This is a genomic window from Phenylobacterium sp., assembly GCF_041691455.1.
Classification (GTDB): Bacteria; Pseudomonadota; Alphaproteobacteria; order Caulobacterales; family Caulobacteraceae; genus Phenylobacterium.
On record NZ_JBEPUO010000016.1, the window covers coordinates 42,325 to 58,350 of the forward strand.

Consider the following 16,026-nt stretch of genomic DNA (forward strand, 5'->3'; position numbering starts at 1 on the left):
TTCGGCGGCAATCCATGCCGCTGGCAAGGCCAGACTGGCCCGCGGCCGAGCCCGCGCCAACTATGCGGACCTTATGACGCGCTCCGTCCGCCGCGAGCCGGCAGGACGCGGCCGGCCGTCAGATGCCCTCGAGCCAGGCCTTGAACTCCGGCTCTTCCATCACCCGCTCGGCGTAGCGGGCCGCGGCGCCGCGGTCGCCGAAGTCCGACAGCTTGACGCCATAGGTGCGGAACCGGGTCGCCACGGGGGTGTAGAAGGCGTCGACGATCCCCCAGGTCTCTCCGCCCAGGTAGGGGCCGCCGAACTTGGTCAGCAGGCCGGTCCACAGTTTGACGATCCGTCGGATGTCCTTGTGCGTGGCGTCCGACAGCGCGCGGGCCTTGGGCCACATGGAAAGATCCATCGGGCATTCGCCGCGCAGCGAGGCGAAGCCCGCGTGCATTTCCGCCGCCGCCGCCCGCGCATAGGCCCGCGTCCAGGTGTCCTTGGGCCACAGGTCCAGGTTCGGGAACCGCTCGGCCAGATATTCGCAGATCGCCAGCGAATCCGAGATCGCCACGTCGCCGTCCTTCAGCGCCGGCACCAGGCCGGTCGGCGAATGGACGAGGATCGCGGCCTCCGAGGCGCCGTTCTCCTGGCGCAGCTCCACCAGGGTCTCCTTGAACGGCTCGCCCGTCCGTTTCAGGACGAGCCACGGCCGAAGCGACCAGGTGGACCAAGCCTTGGTGCCGATCACCAGTTCCATAGGGTCTCCATAGCATGAGCGGGACAGGCGATACCCCGCCCGGCCCGCTGCCCTCAACGCCCTAAATACGGGACCTTGCCTAAGCGGTCGTTAGAGCCGGGCCGGGAAATGCGAAAATGGCGAGCCGGCGTCAGCAACGACCCCGCCCTTCCCCCGAAGGCGGGAACTACCCCAGGTAGTGACTTCTGTGCGCAACGGGCGCAACCTCAGGTATCGCAACCAAAGGGAGTGCTCCCTCATGCGTACCCTCGTCTCCCAGCTTATCCTCGCAGCCGCCCCGCTCGCCGCGGGCCTCATCCTCGCCCACGCCGGTCCCGCCCGCGCCCAGGCCGTCAGCTCGGCCGACGTCAACATCGTCTCGGTCACCGGCGCCAAGACCCCCAAGGCCTTCACCTGCACCGCGGTGATCAACAACCAGAACGACGACGATTCCCGCCAGACCAGGGTGATCGTGCTCCTGCCCCTGCAGGTGCAGAAGATCCTCGCCATGAAGGTCGCCGGCGGCCCCGGCCACTGTGTCGCCGGCCCCGCGCTGGGCGGCTTCACCGCGTCGGCGACCTGCGACCTGGGCCAGCTCCCGCAAGGCCCCACGGTCCGCCGCACGGTGACCATCGCCACCACCAACTCGACGGCGGCCCCCAACTACCCCCAAACCTGCAGCGCCTTCATCATGAGCGCCGTCGGCGACATCGATAAACGGAACAACTACCTGGCCGCCGCGCCGGTGCCGTGAGGGGAGCGGGCTCGCCGCGCCGACATGGGTCTATCCCCCCACCCCTCCCCCCGCTAACCTCGCCCCAAACACCGCCGCCCGGCCAGCGGGCGCGAGATAGGGACGACGCCAGGCCATGACCGCAACACCCGCCAACTCCGCGCGCGCGGGGTCGTCCGCGCCGGCCCGGCCGGTCTATTCGGACAACTACAAGCGCCTGGTCCTGGCGCTGCTGGTCACGGCCTACACCTTCAACTTCATCGACCGCACGATCATCGCCACCATCGGCCAGGCGATCAAAGAAGATCTGAAGATCTCCGACACCAAGCTGGGCCTGCTGGGCGGGCTCTATTTCGCGCTGCTCTACACCTTCCTGGGCATACCGATCGCGCGGTTCGCCGAGCGGTTTTCCCGGGTCAACATCATCGCCGGCGCCATCGTCATCTGGTCGGTGTTCACCGGGCTCTGCGGGCTGGCGGCCAACTTCGCCATGCTGGCCGCCTTCCGCTTTGGGGTGGGGGTGGGCGAGGCCGGGCTCTCGCCACCGTCGCACTCGCTGATCAGCGACTATTTCGAGCCCAAGAAACGCGCCTCGGCGCTCGCGGTCTATTCCTTCGGCATCCCGCTCGGCTCGATGCTGGGGGCGGTGATCGGCGGCCAGATCCTCGACCACTTCACCTGGCGCACGGCGTTCATGCTGGTCGGCCTGCCGGGCGTGGCGGTGGCCGTGGCCATCAGGCTCTTGATCAAGGAGCCGCCGCGCGGGCATTCCGAACCCGCCTCGCGGCCGGGGCTGGTGGAGGATGTCGCGCCCGACGAGCCGGCCAAACCCGCCGCCAGCTTCGGGGCGGAGATGCGCGAGATCGGGGCAGTGATCGGCACGCTGTTCGGCAAGTGGCCGGTGGTCAACATGGTGCTGGGGGTGACCCTGGTCTCCTTCGCGGGCTACGCCGGCGGCCAGTTCGCGCCGCCCTATTTCATCCGCACCTTCCACCTGACCTACGGCACCGTGGGGCTGATCACCGGCCTGGTGGCCGGGATCGGCCAGGGGATCGGAACCCTGACCGGCGGCTACCTCACCGACCGGCTGGCCCGCTTCCACCCGCGCTGGTACGCGCTGGTCCCGGCGATCGGCGTCGCCGTGGCCTATCCGATCATCGTGGCGGTCTATACGGCCGGGACCTGGCAGGTCGCGGCCGCGCTGCTGGTGCTGCCCGGGCTGTTCTCCTACGTCTATCTCGGCCCCACCTTCGGGGTGGTTCAGAACATGGCGCCGACCCGCCGGCGGGCGACCGCGACGGCGATCCTGTTCTTCTTCCTGAACCTGATCGGCCTGGGTCTCGGCCCCACCTTCGCCGGCTGGGCTATCGACCACTTCGCGGCCTTCCACTTCGCGAATACGGGCGCGACCTCGCTCTGGGAGGCGATCGGCGGGTTCTTCAGCGCGCCTACGGGTTCGTTCCAGGCGGCCTGCCCGGGCGGCAAGGCGCTGGCCACGGCCGGCGCGGCGGCGAAGGCGGCCTGCAGCACGGCGCTGGTGCTCGGCACCCGCCAGGGCGTGATCGTCTCCTACGCCTTCAGCCTCTGGGGCGCGTTCCACTACCTGCTGGCCGCCTTCGGCCTGAAGGAAGCGCTCGCCAAGGCCCGCGCCGACCGCGGCGAGGGCGACTGACCTCGGGCCTCCGCGGTGGCGGAGGCTCAGTCTTTCAAACCACGGAAGGACACGGAGAGCGCCGGCGCTCTTTCTTCCGTGCCCTTTCCGTGTTTTCCGTGGTCAATCTTGACGGCGCCCGCTGCGCGGGCCTCGCCGTGGGTCCTCGGTTTTTCGCCTCAAAATTTGACTCCGGAGAGAGCCCGCCCGCATAGGGGGCGACATGATCCCCCGTTACGCCCGCAAGGAAGCCGCCGCGATCTGGAGCCCCCAGACGCGCTTCAAGATCATGTTCGAGATCGAGGCCCACGCGGCTGACGCCATGGCCGAGCTGGGGGTGATCCCCAAGGAGGCCGCCCGCGTGATCTGGGAGAAGGGCCGCGACGCGGTCTGGGACCCCGACCGCATCGACGAGATCGAGCGCGAGGTGAAGCACGACGTCATCGCCTTCCTGACCCATGTGACCGAGGTCGTGGGGCCCGAGGCGCGGTTCCTGCACCAGGGGATGACCTCGTCGGACGTCAACGACACGGCGCTGGCCGTGCAGCTCTGCCGCGCCACCGACCTTTTGCTGGAAGACGTCGACCTGGTGCTGGCCGCGCTGAAGCGCCGGGCCTACGAGCACCGCCTGACGCCGACCGTCGGCCGCAGCCACGCCATCCACGCCGAGCCGACCACCTTCGGCCTTAAGCTCGCCGGCCACTACGCCGAGTTCGTCCGCGCCAAGGAGCGGCTGGCCATGGCTAAGTTCGAGATCGCCACCTGCGCCATCTCCGGGGCCATCGGCACCTTCGCCCACATCGATCCCAAGGTGGAGGAGTACGTCGCCGGGAAGCTGGGCCTGGCCGTCGAGCCGGTCTCGACCCAGGTGATCCCCCGCGACCGTCACGCGGCCTATTTCGCGGCGCTGGCCGTGGTCGCCTCCTCCGTCGAGCGGCTGGCCACCGAGATCCGCCACCTGCAGCGCACCGAGGTGCTGGAGGCCGAGGAGCCCTTCGAGGTCGGCCAGAAGGGGTCGAGCGCCATGCCGCACAAGCGCAACCCGATCCTCACCGAGAACCTGACCGGCCTCGCCCGCCTGGTCCGCTCGGCCGTGATCCCGGCGCTGGAGAACGTCACCCTCTGGCACGAGCGCGACATCAGCCACTCCTCCGTCGAGCGCGGCATCGCCCCGGACGCCACGGTGCACCTCGACTTCGCGCTCCGCAGGCTGGCCGGCGTCGTCGAACGCCTGGTGATCTACCCCGAGAATATGCTGAAGAACCTGAACCGGCTGGGCGGCCTAGTGCATTCGCAGCGCGTGCTGCTGGCGCTCACCCAGAAAGGCATGTCTCGCGAGGCCTCCTACGCCGCGGTCCAACGCAACGCCATGCGGGTCTGGCGCGGCGAAGGCGACTTCCTGGACTTCCTGAAGGCCGACCCAGAGGTCACCCTCTCCGACGCCGAGCTCGCCGAGCTTTTCGACCTCGGCTACCATTTCAAGGCCGTCGATCGCATCTTCGCGCGGGTGTTCGGCGAGCAGGAGGAGCAGAAGGCATCGCGACCGTCGACGATCTCCGCCGCCTGAGCCTCGCCCTGCCGGGCGCCCACGAGGTCACCTACAAGGGCGACCCCTGGTTCAACGTGGGCAAGAAATCGTTCGCGCTCCACTGGCGCGACCGCACCATCCTGAAGCTCGACAAGGCGCATCAGGAGTTGCTGTTCGAGGTGCGGCCGGAGACGTTTTCGAAGTGCCGGGTGGGGACGGGCTACTGGAGCTATGTCGAGCTCGACCGCCTGGACGACACCGAATTGGCCGACCTCGTGCTCGAAGCCTGGTCCAGTATCGTCCCGAAGAAGATCAGCCGTCCAATAGTTGAGGCGGCAAAGGGGCTCGAAACGGCGAAGACCTGAAGGCTTACTTGCCCTCGCGGACGCCTTCCCGGGCCTGGGCCAGGAGTTCAGCCATCTTCATGCGCACGTCGCCTTCGGTCACCGAGACGCCGGCGCCCTTGAGGTCTTCGAACACCTTGCGCAGCACATCGTCTTCGCCGGGCTGCTCGAAGTCGGACTTCACGACTGCCTGGGCGTATTCGGCGATGTGCTTGTCCGCCAGGCCCATCAGGCCGGCCGCCCACTCGCCCAGCGCGCGGTTGCGCCGCGCCGAAGCCTTGAATTCCTGCTCTTGATCGAGCGCGAAACGCTTCTCGAAACCACGTTCACGGTCGTCAAAGGTCGTCATGTGGTCCCCAAATGTGGCACGAACGGGCGTTCCCATATCCCGACCGGCCCCCTGTCGCAATCGAAACGCTAAGCCGCGGCGCGGTTTGCGCCCATGGCCGGCATCCGCTAATTTTGTGAGGCCTCATATGAAGCGAGACGCCGAGTCGGATCCGCGCGCGAGGGTGAGCCGCGCGCGCTTTTCGTTGTCCCGACTGGTAAAGCCCTCGCCGACGGAGAAGGCGCGACGATGACCCGCCGTAAGAAGATCTACGAGGGCAAGGCGAAGATCCTCTACGAGGGACCCGAGCCAGGCACCCTCATCCAGTACTTCAAGGACGACACCACCGCCTTCGACGCCACCAAAAAGGCGGTCCTGGAGGGCAAGGGGGTCATCAACAACCGGATCAGCGAGCACATCATGACCAAGCTGGGCGCCATCGGCGTCCAGAACCACTTCATCCGCCGGCTGAACCTGCGCGAGCAGCTGATCCGCGAGGTCGAGATCATCCCGCTGGAGGTCATCTGCCGCAACGTCGCGGCCGGCTCGCTGTCGGTTCGCCTGGGCCTGCCCGAGGGCCAGGCCCTGCCGCGCTCGATCATCGAGTTCTGCCTGAAGGACGACAAGCTGCACGACCCGCTGGTCTCCGAGGAGCACATCACCGCCTTCAACTGGGCCTCGACCCAGGAGATCGACGACATCATGGCGCTGACGCTTCGGGTGAACGACTTCCTCTCCGGCATGTTCGGCGCGGTCGGCATCACCCTCGTCGACTTCAAGGTCGAGTACGGGCGCGTGTGGGAGAACGATTTCGCCCGCATCATCCTGGCCGACGAGATCAGCCCGGACAGCTGCCGGCTCTGGGACTCCACGACCAATGAGAAGCTCGACAAGGACCGCTTCCGCCGCGACCTCGGCAACGTCATCGAGAGCTACACCGAAGTCGCCCGCCGGCTCGGCATCATGAAGGAGATGCCGACGGTGATCCAAGGCGGCCTCCACTAGTGCGGGCCATCGTCCACGTCTCGCTGAAGCCCGGCGTCCTCGACGTGCAGGGCAAGGCCGTCGAGCAAGCGCTGCATGGCCTGGGCTGGGGCGACGTCGAACACGTCCGGGTCGGCCGCACCATCGAGTTCGACCTCGCCGCCAAGGACGCGGCGGCGGCCGAGGCCGAGGTCAAGGCCATGTGCGACAAGCTGCTCGCCAACACCGTGATCGAAAGCTACCGCGTGGAGGTGGCGTGAGGGGGCTCGTCCCCCTCCTCCTCATCCTCCCGCTCGCGGGCGCCTGTGCGCCGAAACCCGAAGCCGCGGCCCCCGCCGCCATGGCCCTCGACTGCGCCCAGCCCTTCGAGGCCCAGGCCGCCCGGATCAAGGCCCAGCCGCATCTGGTTCCGGCGCCGCACGAGTCCGCCGAACCCTACCTGTTCTATTCCAGCGAGGACGGCCACGCCTCCTACCTGATCACCGAGAAGGGCGCGCCGGGCCATCCGGCGATCATGATGCAGCGGGCAAGCGGCGGCCAGGTGGTGACCACAGGCTGCCCCTATGGCGACCAGAAGGGCTACAAGCAGCTCCTGGCCTACCTCGACTCCCTCAAGACATGGACCCGCAGATGAGCGGCTTCCACCTCGCCCAGTTCAACGTCGCCCGCCTGGCCGCTCCGATCGAGGCAGCCGAGAGCACGGAGTTCCGCGAGGCGCTGGACCGGATCAACGCGCTCGCCGAGGCCTCGCACGGCTTCGTCTGGCGCGCCGTCGGCGCCGGCTTCGATTCCGAAATCCCCGCCGAGGACATCGACCCGATGATCCTCGCCAATCTCTCGGTCTGGGAGAGCGCCGAGGCGCTGGCCGCCTTTGCCTACCGCAGCGCCCACGGCCACTTCGTGAAACATCGCGAGCGCTGGTTCGAGCCGGCGACCCAGCCCTACCAAGCCATGTGGTGGATCCCGGCCGAGAGCCTGCCCGACCGCGCCGAGTCCTTCGCGCGGCTCGACCACATCAGGGCGCGGGGGCCGTCGGCTCACGCCTTCGATTTCCGCACGCGCTTCCCCGCGCCAACCCTAACGGGAGCCCCCGAATGAAAGCCGCCGTCATCGTCTTCCCCGGCTCCAACTGCGACCGCGACTGCAAGGTGGCGATCGAACGCTCCACGGGGGCTTCCGTCGACATGGTTTGGCACGGCGACACCGCCCTGCCCGACGGCCTCGACCTGATCGTCCTGCCGGGCGGCTTCTCCTACGGCGACTACCTGCGCTGCGGGGCGATGGCCTCGCTCTCGCCGGTGATGACCGAGGTCAAGGCGGCCGCCGAGCGCGGCGTGGCGACCGTCGGCATCTGCAACGGCTTCCAGGTGCTCTGCGAGGCCCGGATGCTGCCGGGGGCCCTCTTGCGCAACGAGCGCCTGAAGTACGTCTGCAAGGCCGTCGACCTGGAGGTCACCAACGCCCAGACCCGGTTCACCGCGGGCTACGCCGGCCGCCGGCAGGTGGCCATGACGGTCGGCAACGGCGAGGGCAATTTCTTCGCCGACGAACCCACGCTCGACCGGCTGGAGGGCGAGGGCCAGGTGGTGTTCCGCTACCTCGATAACCCGAACGGCTCGGCGCGAGGCATCGCCGGCGTCGTCAACGGCCGCGGCAACGTGCTGGGGCTCATGCCCCACCCCGACCGCGCTTTCGAGGCCGAGCTGGGCTCGGCCGACGGCGCCATCCTCTTCCAGAGCGCGCTCGCCAGCGCCTAGGACATCTCCATGACCTTCAGAGCCTTCGCCCTCAGCGCCTTCGCCGCCCTGGCGCTCGCCGCCCTGCCCGCCGCGGCCCAGACGCCGGCGATGACGCCGGACATTCCCGACCGGTTCGACGTCCCGACCGCCAGGAACGACTGGGTCAAGCGCACGGTGATGATCCCGATGCGCGACGGGGTGAAGCTCTACACGGTCATCGTCATGAAGAAGGGCCTGCGCGACGCCCCGATCCTGCTGACGCGGACGCCCTACAACGCCAAGAAACGGGCTGAGCGGTTTTCCTCGCCGCACATCGACGCCGAACTCGCCCAGATGGACGAGCCCTTCGTGACCGACGGCTACATCCGGGTCTACCAGGACATCCGCGGCAAATATGGCTCGGAGGGCGAATACGTCGTCACCCGCCCGCTGATCGGCCCCCTGAACCACACCAGGATCGACCACTCAACGGACACCTGGGACACCATCGACTGGCTGGTGAAGAACGTGGCCGAGACCAACGGCCGGGTCGGCATGATCGGCTCGTCCTACGACGGCTTCACCACCTTGATGGGCCTGATCAACCCGCATCCGGCGCTGAAGGCCGCCGTGCCGCAGAGCGCCATGGTCGACGGCTGGATGGGCGACGACTGGTTCCACTACGGCGCCTTCCGCCAGACCAATTTCGACTATTTCACCGGCCAGATGAGCGCCCGCGGCGAGGGCATGCCGATCCCGCGCGACACCTTCGACGACTACACCAACTTCCTGCGCGCGGGCTCGGCGGGCGACTACGGCAAGGCCGCCGGGCTCGACCAGATCCCCTACTACCTCAAGGTCACCGAGCACCCATCCTACGACGACTTCTGGAGCCAGCAGGCGCTCGACAAGGAGCTCGCCCGCCAGCCGCTGAAGGTCCCGACCATGTGGGTCGGCGCGCTGTGGGACCAGGAAGACATGTGGGGGACGATCCACGCCTACATGGCCACCGAGCCAAAGGACGCGAACAACGACATGAACTTCCTGGTGCTGGGGCCCTGGCGGCATTCCGGCGTCAACTATGAGCAGCGCCAGCTGAACGCGCTCAAGCTGCCCGGCGACACCGCCACCGAATTTCGCCTGAAGGTGCTGAAACCGTTCCTGGACTCGCACCTGAAGACCGGCGCGCCGAAGGCCGATACCCCGCCGGTGTTCATCTTCCAGACCGGAACGATGGAGTGGAACCGGCTGCAGACGTGGCCGCGGGCCTGCGAGAGCGGGTGCGCGGCGCAGATGAAACCGCTCTACCTCGAGCCCGGCCTGGGTCTCGGCTTCACGGCTCCCGCCGGGTCAGCGCCCGCCTTCGACGAATACGTCTCCGATCCCGCCAAGCCCGTGCCGTACGTGCGTCGCCCGGTGCGGCACGACGACGGCGATCAGTGGCGTTACTGGCTGACCACCGACCAGCGCCATGTGGACGGCCGGCCCGACGTCTTGACCTACGCCTCGCCGCCGCTGACCGCAGCGGTGCAGATCTCCGGCGCGCCGATCGTCAACCTTTTCGCCTCGACCAGCGGCACGGACTCCGACTGGGTGGTGAAGATCATCGACGTCTATCCGGACGTCGTGCCGAGCCAGGTGGAGCTGGGCGGCTACGAGCTGCCCATCGCCATGGACATCTTCCGCGGCCGCTACCGCGAGAGCTTTGTGACGCCCAAGGCGATCCCCGCGGGCAAGGTCGAGAAGTACCGTTTCGTGATGCCGACCGCGAACCACGTCTTCCTGCCGGGCCACCGGATCATGGTGCAGATCCAGTCGAGCTGGTTCCCGCTCTACGACCGCAACCCGCAGACCTTCGTCCCCAACGTGTTCTTCGCGAAGCCCGCCGACTACCAGAAGGCCACCCAGCGGATCTTCCACGCCGGCGCGGAGGCCACGAACATCGAATTGCCGGTGGTGGAGGCGCGCTGACCGTACGCGGTCAGGGCCTGGCGGTCTTCGGCGGCGCCATGGCGTCGACCAGCTGATCGCCGCCCAGGGTGCGGTAGAGGGTCACCAGGTTGTCGGCCTTCAGCAGGCGCGTGGAGGCCAGCATCCGGCGCGCGCTGTAGAGCGTGCGCTGGGCCTCGAGGCTGTTCAGGAACGGGTCGATCCCCTCCTTGTAGCGCGCGTCGGCCAGCACATATTCGTCGCGCGCCTCGGCTTCCAGCGAGGTCTGGGCGGCCATCTGGTCGTCGATGGTGCCGCGCCGGGCCAGGCCGTCGGCGACCTCCCGGAACGCTGTCTGGATCGCCTGCTGGTACTGGGCGAGCGCCAGGTCCCGCTGGCCCTTGGCCAGCGACAGGTTGGCGACATTGGCCCCGCCAGCGAAGATCGACTGGGCGGCCGAGCCTGAACCCGTCCAGCTGAAGTTCCTGCCGTTGAATAGCGCGCCCAGCTCAGGGCTCGCCGCGCCCGCCAGGGCCGTCAGGCTGATGGTCGGGAAGAAATTAGCCCGCGCCGCGCCGATCTGGGCGTTGGCCGCACGCAGCCGGTGCTCGGCCTCGGCCACGTCGGGCCGGCGCAGCAGGATGTGGCTGTCCAGTCCGGCGGGGACCTCGCCCAGCAGCCCATCGACGCTCTCGATCGAGGCCGGCAGGTCGGCGTCGGCCACCTGTGCGCCGACCAGCAACTCCAGCGCATTGCGATCCTGGGCGACGAGTGTGGTCAGGTTGGCGCGATCCGACTTCGCCTGGTCGAGCACGGTCTGCGCCTGGCGCAGGTCGGTGCGCGGCGCGACGCCGCCCGAGAGCCGCGCCTGGGTCAGGTCGACGCTCTTCTGCGCGCTGGTCACGGTCTCCGCCGCGATGGCCAGAAGGCTGCTGTCAGCGGCGAAGGTCAGGTAGGCGTCGGCCACCTCGGCCACCAGCGTCAGCCGCGCGGCATGGACGCCGGCCTCGCTCGCCAGATATTGCTGCTGGGCGGCATGGCTCAGCGAGCGCAGGCGCCCGAAAAGGTCGATCTCGAAGGCGCTGAAGCCGACGTCGGCCTGATAGCTCCGCGTGGTTTCCCGGGGACTTGCGATGGTCCCGTTCGGCTGGATCACCTGGACCTTTCCATGGGTCTCGGTGGCGCCGGCCGTGGCGTCGATGTGCGGCAGGAGCTGAGCGCGCTGTACCCGGTACTGCGCCCTGGCGATGGTCACATTGGCCATGGCGATCCGCAGGTCCTGGTTGCCGGCCAGCGCGCGGTCGATGATCGCCTGCAGATGCGGGTCCTTGAAGATGTCGCGGTAGCTGACCGAGGGCAGCGTCGCGGCGCGGGCCGCCGGATAGGCCGCGCCCACCGGCCAGGTCTGCGGCGCGGCCGGCGTCGGGCGGACGTAGGCCGGCTCCAGCGTGCAGCCGGCCAGCGCCGTGGCGCTGAGCGCAAGGGCGAGCGCGCGCCTCACGCCGGCGTCCCCTGCGCAGCGTCCGGTTCGCCCTCCGCCGGCGGCGCGTGCCGGCTCTTGAAGATCATCCGCACCATCACGAAGAACATCGGCACGAAGAAGATCGCGATGGCCGTGGCGGTCAGCATGCCGCCGATCACCGCCGTGCCGATGGCGATCCGACTCTGGGCGCCCGCGCCGGTCGAGATCGCCAACGGAAGCACCCCGAAGATGAAGGCCAGGCTGGTCATCAGGATCGGCCGCAGCCGCAGCCGCGCGGCCTCCAGCGCCGCCTCATAGGGCCGCAGACCCCGCTTCTCCGCGCCCTCGGCAAACTCGACGATCAAGATCGCGTTCTTGGCCGACAGCCCCATGGTGGTCAGCAGCCCCACCTGGAAATAGACGTCGTTGGAAAGGCCTCGCGCCGCGACCGCGAGCGCCGCTCCCAAGAGGCCCAGCGGGATGACCAGCAGCACCGAGAACGGCACCGACCAGCTCTCGTAGAGCGCCGCCAGGCACAGGAAGACCACCAGCAGCGAGACGGCGTACAGCAACGGCGCCTGGCCGCCCGAGAGCCGCTCCTGGTAGGAGAGCCCGCTCCAAGCGACGGAGACTCCGGGCAGCTTGGCCGCGATCGCCAGCATGCGGTCCATCGCCTCGCCCGAGCTCTTGCCCGCCGCCGCGTCGCCCTGGATCTCGTAGTTGGACACCCCGTTGAAGCGGCCGAGCGTGCTCGGCGCCTGCGCCCAGCTGATCTTCGAAAAGGCCGAGAACGGCGCCATCTCGCCGCTCGAGGAGCGCACGAACCAGGCGCCCAGGTCTTCGGGCCGGCTACGGTACTGCGCGTCGGCCTGCACGAAGACCCGCTTCACCCGATTGCGGTCGACGAAGTCGTCCACGTAGTTGCCGCCCCAGGCGACGGTGAGGGTCTGGTCGACCTGGGCCTGCGGGATCCCGAGCGCACCGACCTTTTCCTCGTCGATGGCGACGTTGAGGGTCGGGTTGTCGTCGAGCGAGTTCTGCCGGACGCCGGTCAGCAGCGGGTCGTTCCGCGCCTCGGTCAGGAGCTGGTTCATCTCGGTCTTGAACTGCTGACGGCTGAGGCCGCCGGAGTTCAGGAGCTCCAGCGTGAAGCCGCTCGATTGGCCCAGGCCGCGCACCGGCGGGGGGTTCAGTGCGAAGAACTGGGCGTCGCGCAGCTGCCCGCCCAGAGCCTGGGTGGCGCGGCGGGTGATGGCCTGCGAGGTGTTGTCCTTGCCGTTGCGCTTGTCCCAGGGCGTGAAGGAGATGAAGCCTCGCCCAGCGTTCTGGCCGGCGCCCTGCTGGCTCTGGCCGAGCACATCGTAGACCGCGGTGACATTGGCCTTCTCCTTGGTGAGGAAATAGGCCTCGATCTGCTTCACCGCCGCCAGGGTGCGGGGCATGGTGGCGCCGGGCGGCAGGGTGAACTGCAGCTGGGCGATGCCCTGGTCTTCCGCCGGCAGGAAGCTGGTGGGCAGCCGCAGGAACACCACGACCAGGATCACCACGAAGGCGGCGTAGACCACCATGGCCAGCCGCATCCTGGCGATCACCCACGCCACGCCACGCTGATAGCGATCGGCGCTGCGGTTGAACCAGGCGTTGAAACGTCCGCCGAAGCGGGTGAGCACCCGGTCGACGACGTTGCTGTCGTGATGCTCCTCGCCCGGCCGTTTCAGAAGCGTCGCGGCCAGCGCCGGCGAAAGGACCAGGGCCACGATCACCGACAGCACCATCGACGAGACGATGGTGATCGAGAACTGGCGGTAGATCACGCCCACCGAGCCGCCGAAGAAGGCCATCGGCAGGAACACCGCCGACAGCACCAAGGCGATGGCGATCAGCGCGGTCTGCACTTGGTCCATCGACTTGATCGTCGCCTCGCGCGGCGAGATTCCCGGCTCCTCGTGCATCACGCGCTCGACGTTCTCGACCACCACGATCGCGTCGTCGACCAGGAGGCCGATCGACAGCACCAGACCGAAGAGGGTCAGGACGTTGATGCTGAAATGGAAGATCGCGAGGATGCCGAAGGTCCCCAGCAGGACCACGGGCACGGCGATCGCCGGGATCAGGGTCGCCCGCCAGCTCTGCAGGAAGACGAACATCACGATGACCACCAGGATGATGGCCTCGACGAGGGTCTGCACCACCTCGCGGACGGACAGCTTGATGAAGGCGGTGGAGTCGTTGGGGAAGGCGTATTCGTAGCCGGGCGGGAACGATTTCGCCTGGTTGACGATCTCGGCGCGGACCAGCTCGGCGGTCTTCAGCGCGTCGGCCCCGGGGGCCAGATTGACCGCGATGCCGGACGCGGGGTGGCCGTTGAGGCGGCTGTTGGTGTTGTAGTTCTCGCTGCCCAGTTCCACGCGCGCCACGTCGCCCAACAGCACCTTGGATCCGTCGGTCTGGGTCTTGAGGATGATCTTCCGGAACTGGTCGGCCGTCGTCAGGCGGGAGTGCGCGGTCACCGTGGCGTTCAGCATCTGGGCGTCGGCCGACGGAAGCCCGCCGATCTGTCCGGCGGCGACCTGTGTGTTCTGCGCCTGGATGGCGCTGATCACATCGCCCGGCACCAGTTTGACGCCCGCCAGCTTGTAAGGGTCGAGCCAAATGCGCATCGCGTACTGGGCGCCGAACACGCGGAAGTCGCCGACGCCGGCGATCCGCCCGATCGGCTCCTGCATCTTCGAAACCACATAGTCGGAGACGTCGGCGCTCGTCTGTCGGTCGTTCTTGTCATAGATCGAGGCGATCAGCAGGAAATCGGGATTGGACTTGGCGACGACCAGGCCCTGCTGCTGCACCTCCTGGGGCATCCGCGGCAACGCCTGCTGGACCTTGTTCTGCACCTGGACCTGGGCGATGTCCGGGTTGGTGCCCTTCTCGAAGGTGACCGTGACGTTCACATTGCCGGACGAGTCCGATGTGGACGAGAAGTAGATCAGCCCGTCGATGCCGGTGAGCTGCTGCTCGATGATCTGGGTGACGCTGGCCTCCAGCACCTCCGCCGAGGCGCCGGGATAGTTCGCGCGGATGTTCACCTGCGGCGGGGCGATGTCCGGGTATTGCTCGACCGAGAGCAAATTGATCGAGCCCAGTCCGGCCAGCATGATCACGATCGCGATCACCCAGGCGAAGATCGGCCGGTCGATGAAAATCCGGGAAATCATGCCGGTCTAGTACCCCGGCCGCGGGCTGCCGCTGTTCTGTGCGCCCGCGGCGCCCGCCTTGCCCGGGCGGCGCGGCGCCGAGCCCGCAGGGACCGGATGGACGAGCTGGTTCGGCTTCACGTTGTTCAGCCCTTCGGTGAGCACCTTGTCGCCCACGGCGAGCCCACCGGTGACGAGCCATTTGTCGCCGACGGTGCGGTTCGCCTGGATGGTCCTCAGCACGGCCTTGTTTCCCGGCCCCACGAGATAGACCGTCGCCTCGCCACGCGGGTCGCGCGAGACGCCCTGCTGCGGGACCAGGATCGCGTTGCGCGCCGTCGCCTGGGACAGGTGCGCCCGGACATACATCCCCGGCAACAGCAGACCCGTCGGATTAGGGAAGGCCGCGCGCACCGTCACCGTGCCGGTGTTCGGATCGACCACCGCCTCGGAGAACTCGACCCGTCCCGGCGAGGCATAGGGGCTGCCGTCTTCGAGCGTCAGCGTCACGGCCGCCGATGACGGCGTCACCCCGCCCGTGGAGAGCTCGCGGCGAAGCGTCACCAGGTCGGCGCTCGACTGCTGGATGTCGACGAAGATCGGGTCGAGCCGCTGGATCGAGGTCAGGGGATCGGTCTGGCCGGTGGTCACCAGCGCCCCGGTGGTGACCAGCGAGCGGCCGATCCGCCCGCCGATCGGAGCCGGCACGCGGGTGAAGCGCAGGTTGATCCGGGCGGTGTCGAGCGCGGCCTTGGTCTGGGCGACCTGGGCGGCGGCCTGGTTCGCCGCGGCGCGGGCGTCGGTGTAGTCCTGCTTGCTGACCGCCTCGATGTCGGCGAGCGGCTTGTAGCGGGCGGCCTTGGCCTGGGCGGCCTCCAGCGTCGCCTGCGCGTTCGCCATGTTCGCCTCGGCTTGGGCCACCGCGGCGCGATAGAGGCTGGGATCGATCTCGTAGAGCGTCTGGTCCTTTTTGACGAGGCTGCCTTCCACGAAGTGGCGCGCCTTGATCACGCCGGAAACCTGCGGGCGGACCTCCGAGGTCTCGTAGGCTGTGGTGCGGCCGGCCAGCTCGATCGGCAGCGCGACGTCCTGGGCGGTCACCGTGACATAGCCCGCCTCTGGGGTCCGGGGCGGCTTCTTGGCCTCTTTCGCGCCGCAGCCCGCGAGGGCCACAAGGAGCGCCAGGACAGGCAAGTGGGAGAGCTTCAGCAAGACGCGCAACCGCGGGACCTAAGTTGAGAGGACAACCCACTGCGGGTCATGGATGGAGACGCCAGCCCTATCGTCCAGCCCGGGCGGCATGTCGAGTTACATGCGCCCAAAACGCGGCTGTAGAATGTCTGATTGTTACCCAACCGCCGCGCCGTGCGGCTCCGTAGAAATATTCGGCGCCGGCAGAGGTTCCCTCACCTTGGGGAACGCTTGTCGCCGCCG

Annotated in this window: 15 protein-coding genes; 10 read left to right on the top strand and 5 right to left on the bottom strand. The window is 68.2% G+C overall.

Features of this window, described 5'->3' with window-relative positions:
* Nucleotides 1-118: 118 nt before the first annotated feature.
* On the bottom strand, nt 119-745 hold the full coding sequence (locus ACESMY_RS16550; RefSeq protein ID WP_372785715.1) for a glutathione S-transferase family protein: 627 nt from the start codon (nt 743-745) through the stop codon (nt 119-121).
* Nucleotides 746-983: 238 nt separating this feature from the next.
* Here ACESMY_RS16550 and ACESMY_RS16555 point away from each other — a divergent pair, with 238 nt between their 5' ends.
* From ACESMY_RS16555 to ACESMY_RS16570, 4 genes are all read left to right on the top strand, one after another.
* Nucleotides 984-1,478, top strand: coding sequence for a hypothetical protein (locus ACESMY_RS16555; protein ID WP_372785716.1), 495 nt, complete (start codon nt 984-986; stop codon nt 1,476-1,478).
* Between the two features lie 115 nt (nt 1,479-1,593).
* Nucleotides 1,594-3,129 (top strand): spinster family MFS transporter, encoded by a 1,536-nt coding sequence (locus tag ACESMY_RS16560; RefSeq protein WP_372785717.1) that lies wholly within the window; start codon nt 1,594-1,596, stop codon nt 3,127-3,129.
* A 202-nt stretch (nt 3,130-3,331) separates the two neighbouring features.
* On the top strand, nt 3,332-4,675 hold the full coding sequence (gene purB, locus ACESMY_RS16565; protein WP_372785718.1) for an adenylosuccinate lyase: 1,344 nt from the start codon (nt 3,332-3,334) through the stop codon (nt 4,673-4,675).
* 8 nt (nt 4,676-4,683) lie between these two features.
* Nucleotides 4,684-5,001, top strand: coding sequence for an MmcQ/YjbR family DNA-binding protein (locus ACESMY_RS16570; protein ID WP_372785749.1), 318 nt, complete (start codon nt 4,684-4,686; stop codon nt 4,999-5,001).
* Between the two features lie 4 nt (nt 5,002-5,005).
* Here the strand turns inward: ACESMY_RS16570 and ACESMY_RS16575 are convergent, their stop codons facing one another.
* Nucleotides 5,006-5,329: a DUF1476 domain-containing protein gene (locus ACESMY_RS16575; RefSeq protein ID WP_372785719.1), complete on the bottom strand. Its 324-nt coding sequence runs from the start codon at nt 5,327-5,329 to the stop codon at nt 5,006-5,008.
* A gap of 228 nt (nt 5,330-5,557) precedes the next feature.
* Between ACESMY_RS16575 and purC the strand changes: the two genes are divergently transcribed.
* Genes purC through ACESMY_RS16605 form a run of 6 tightly spaced genes read left to right on the top strand, consistent with a single transcriptional unit; the run spans nt 5,558 to nt 9,981 of the window.
* Nucleotides 5,558-6,313, top strand: coding sequence for a phosphoribosylaminoimidazolesuccinocarboxamide synthase (gene purC, locus ACESMY_RS16580; protein ID WP_372785720.1), 756 nt, complete (start codon nt 5,558-5,560; stop codon nt 6,311-6,313).
* Complete coding sequence (gene purS, locus ACESMY_RS16585) at nt 6,313-6,552, top strand: phosphoribosylformylglycinamidine synthase subunit PurS (RefSeq protein WP_372785721.1); 240 nt, start codon at nt 6,313-6,315, stop codon at nt 6,550-6,552. The genes purC and purS overlap by 1 nt, the downstream gene beginning before the upstream one ends.
* A complete protein-coding gene (locus ACESMY_RS16590) occupies nt 6,549-6,926 on the top strand; it encodes a hypothetical protein (protein ID WP_372785722.1) in 378 nt (125 codons plus the stop codon). Before purS ends, ACESMY_RS16590 begins: the two co-directional genes overlap by 4 nt.
* A complete protein-coding gene (locus tag ACESMY_RS16595; RefSeq protein ID WP_372785723.1) occupies nt 6,923-7,390 on the top strand; it encodes a DUF3291 domain-containing protein in 468 nt (155 codons plus the stop codon). The genes ACESMY_RS16590 and ACESMY_RS16595 overlap by 4 nt, the downstream gene beginning before the upstream one ends.
* Complete coding sequence (gene purQ / locus ACESMY_RS16600) at nt 7,387-8,049, top strand: phosphoribosylformylglycinamidine synthase subunit PurQ (RefSeq protein WP_372785724.1); 663 nt, start codon at nt 7,387-7,389, stop codon at nt 8,047-8,049. The genes ACESMY_RS16595 and purQ overlap by 4 nt, the downstream gene beginning before the upstream one ends.
* Nucleotides 8,050-8,058: 9 nt before the next feature.
* Entirely contained in the window at nt 8,059-9,981 is a 1,923-nt protein-coding gene (locus tag ACESMY_RS16605) for a CocE/NonD family hydrolase (protein ID WP_372785725.1), read from the top strand.
* A gap of 10 nt (nt 9,982-9,991) precedes the next feature.
* Here ACESMY_RS16605 and ACESMY_RS16610 read toward each other — a convergent pair whose 3' ends face one another.
* Genes ACESMY_RS16610 through ACESMY_RS16620 form a run of 3 tightly spaced genes read right to left on the bottom strand, consistent with a single transcriptional unit; the run spans nt 9,992 to nt 15,813 of the window.
* A complete protein-coding gene (locus ACESMY_RS16610) occupies nt 9,992-11,440 on the bottom strand; it encodes an efflux transporter outer membrane subunit (protein ID WP_372785726.1) in 1,449 nt (482 codons plus the stop codon).
* Nucleotides 11,437-14,613 carry an efflux RND transporter permease subunit gene (locus ACESMY_RS16615; RefSeq protein ID WP_372785727.1) on the bottom strand — a complete coding sequence of 1,059 codons (3,177 nt, stop codon included), beginning with the start codon at nt 14,611-14,613 and terminating at the stop codon, nt 11,437-11,439. Before ACESMY_RS16615 ends, ACESMY_RS16610 begins: the two co-directional genes overlap by 4 nt.
* Before the next feature lie 6 nt (nt 14,614-14,619).
* Nucleotides 14,620-15,813, bottom strand: coding sequence for an efflux RND transporter periplasmic adaptor subunit (locus ACESMY_RS16620; protein WP_372785728.1), 1,194 nt, complete (start codon nt 15,811-15,813; stop codon nt 14,620-14,622).
* Nucleotides 15,814-16,026: the final 213 nt, after the last annotated feature.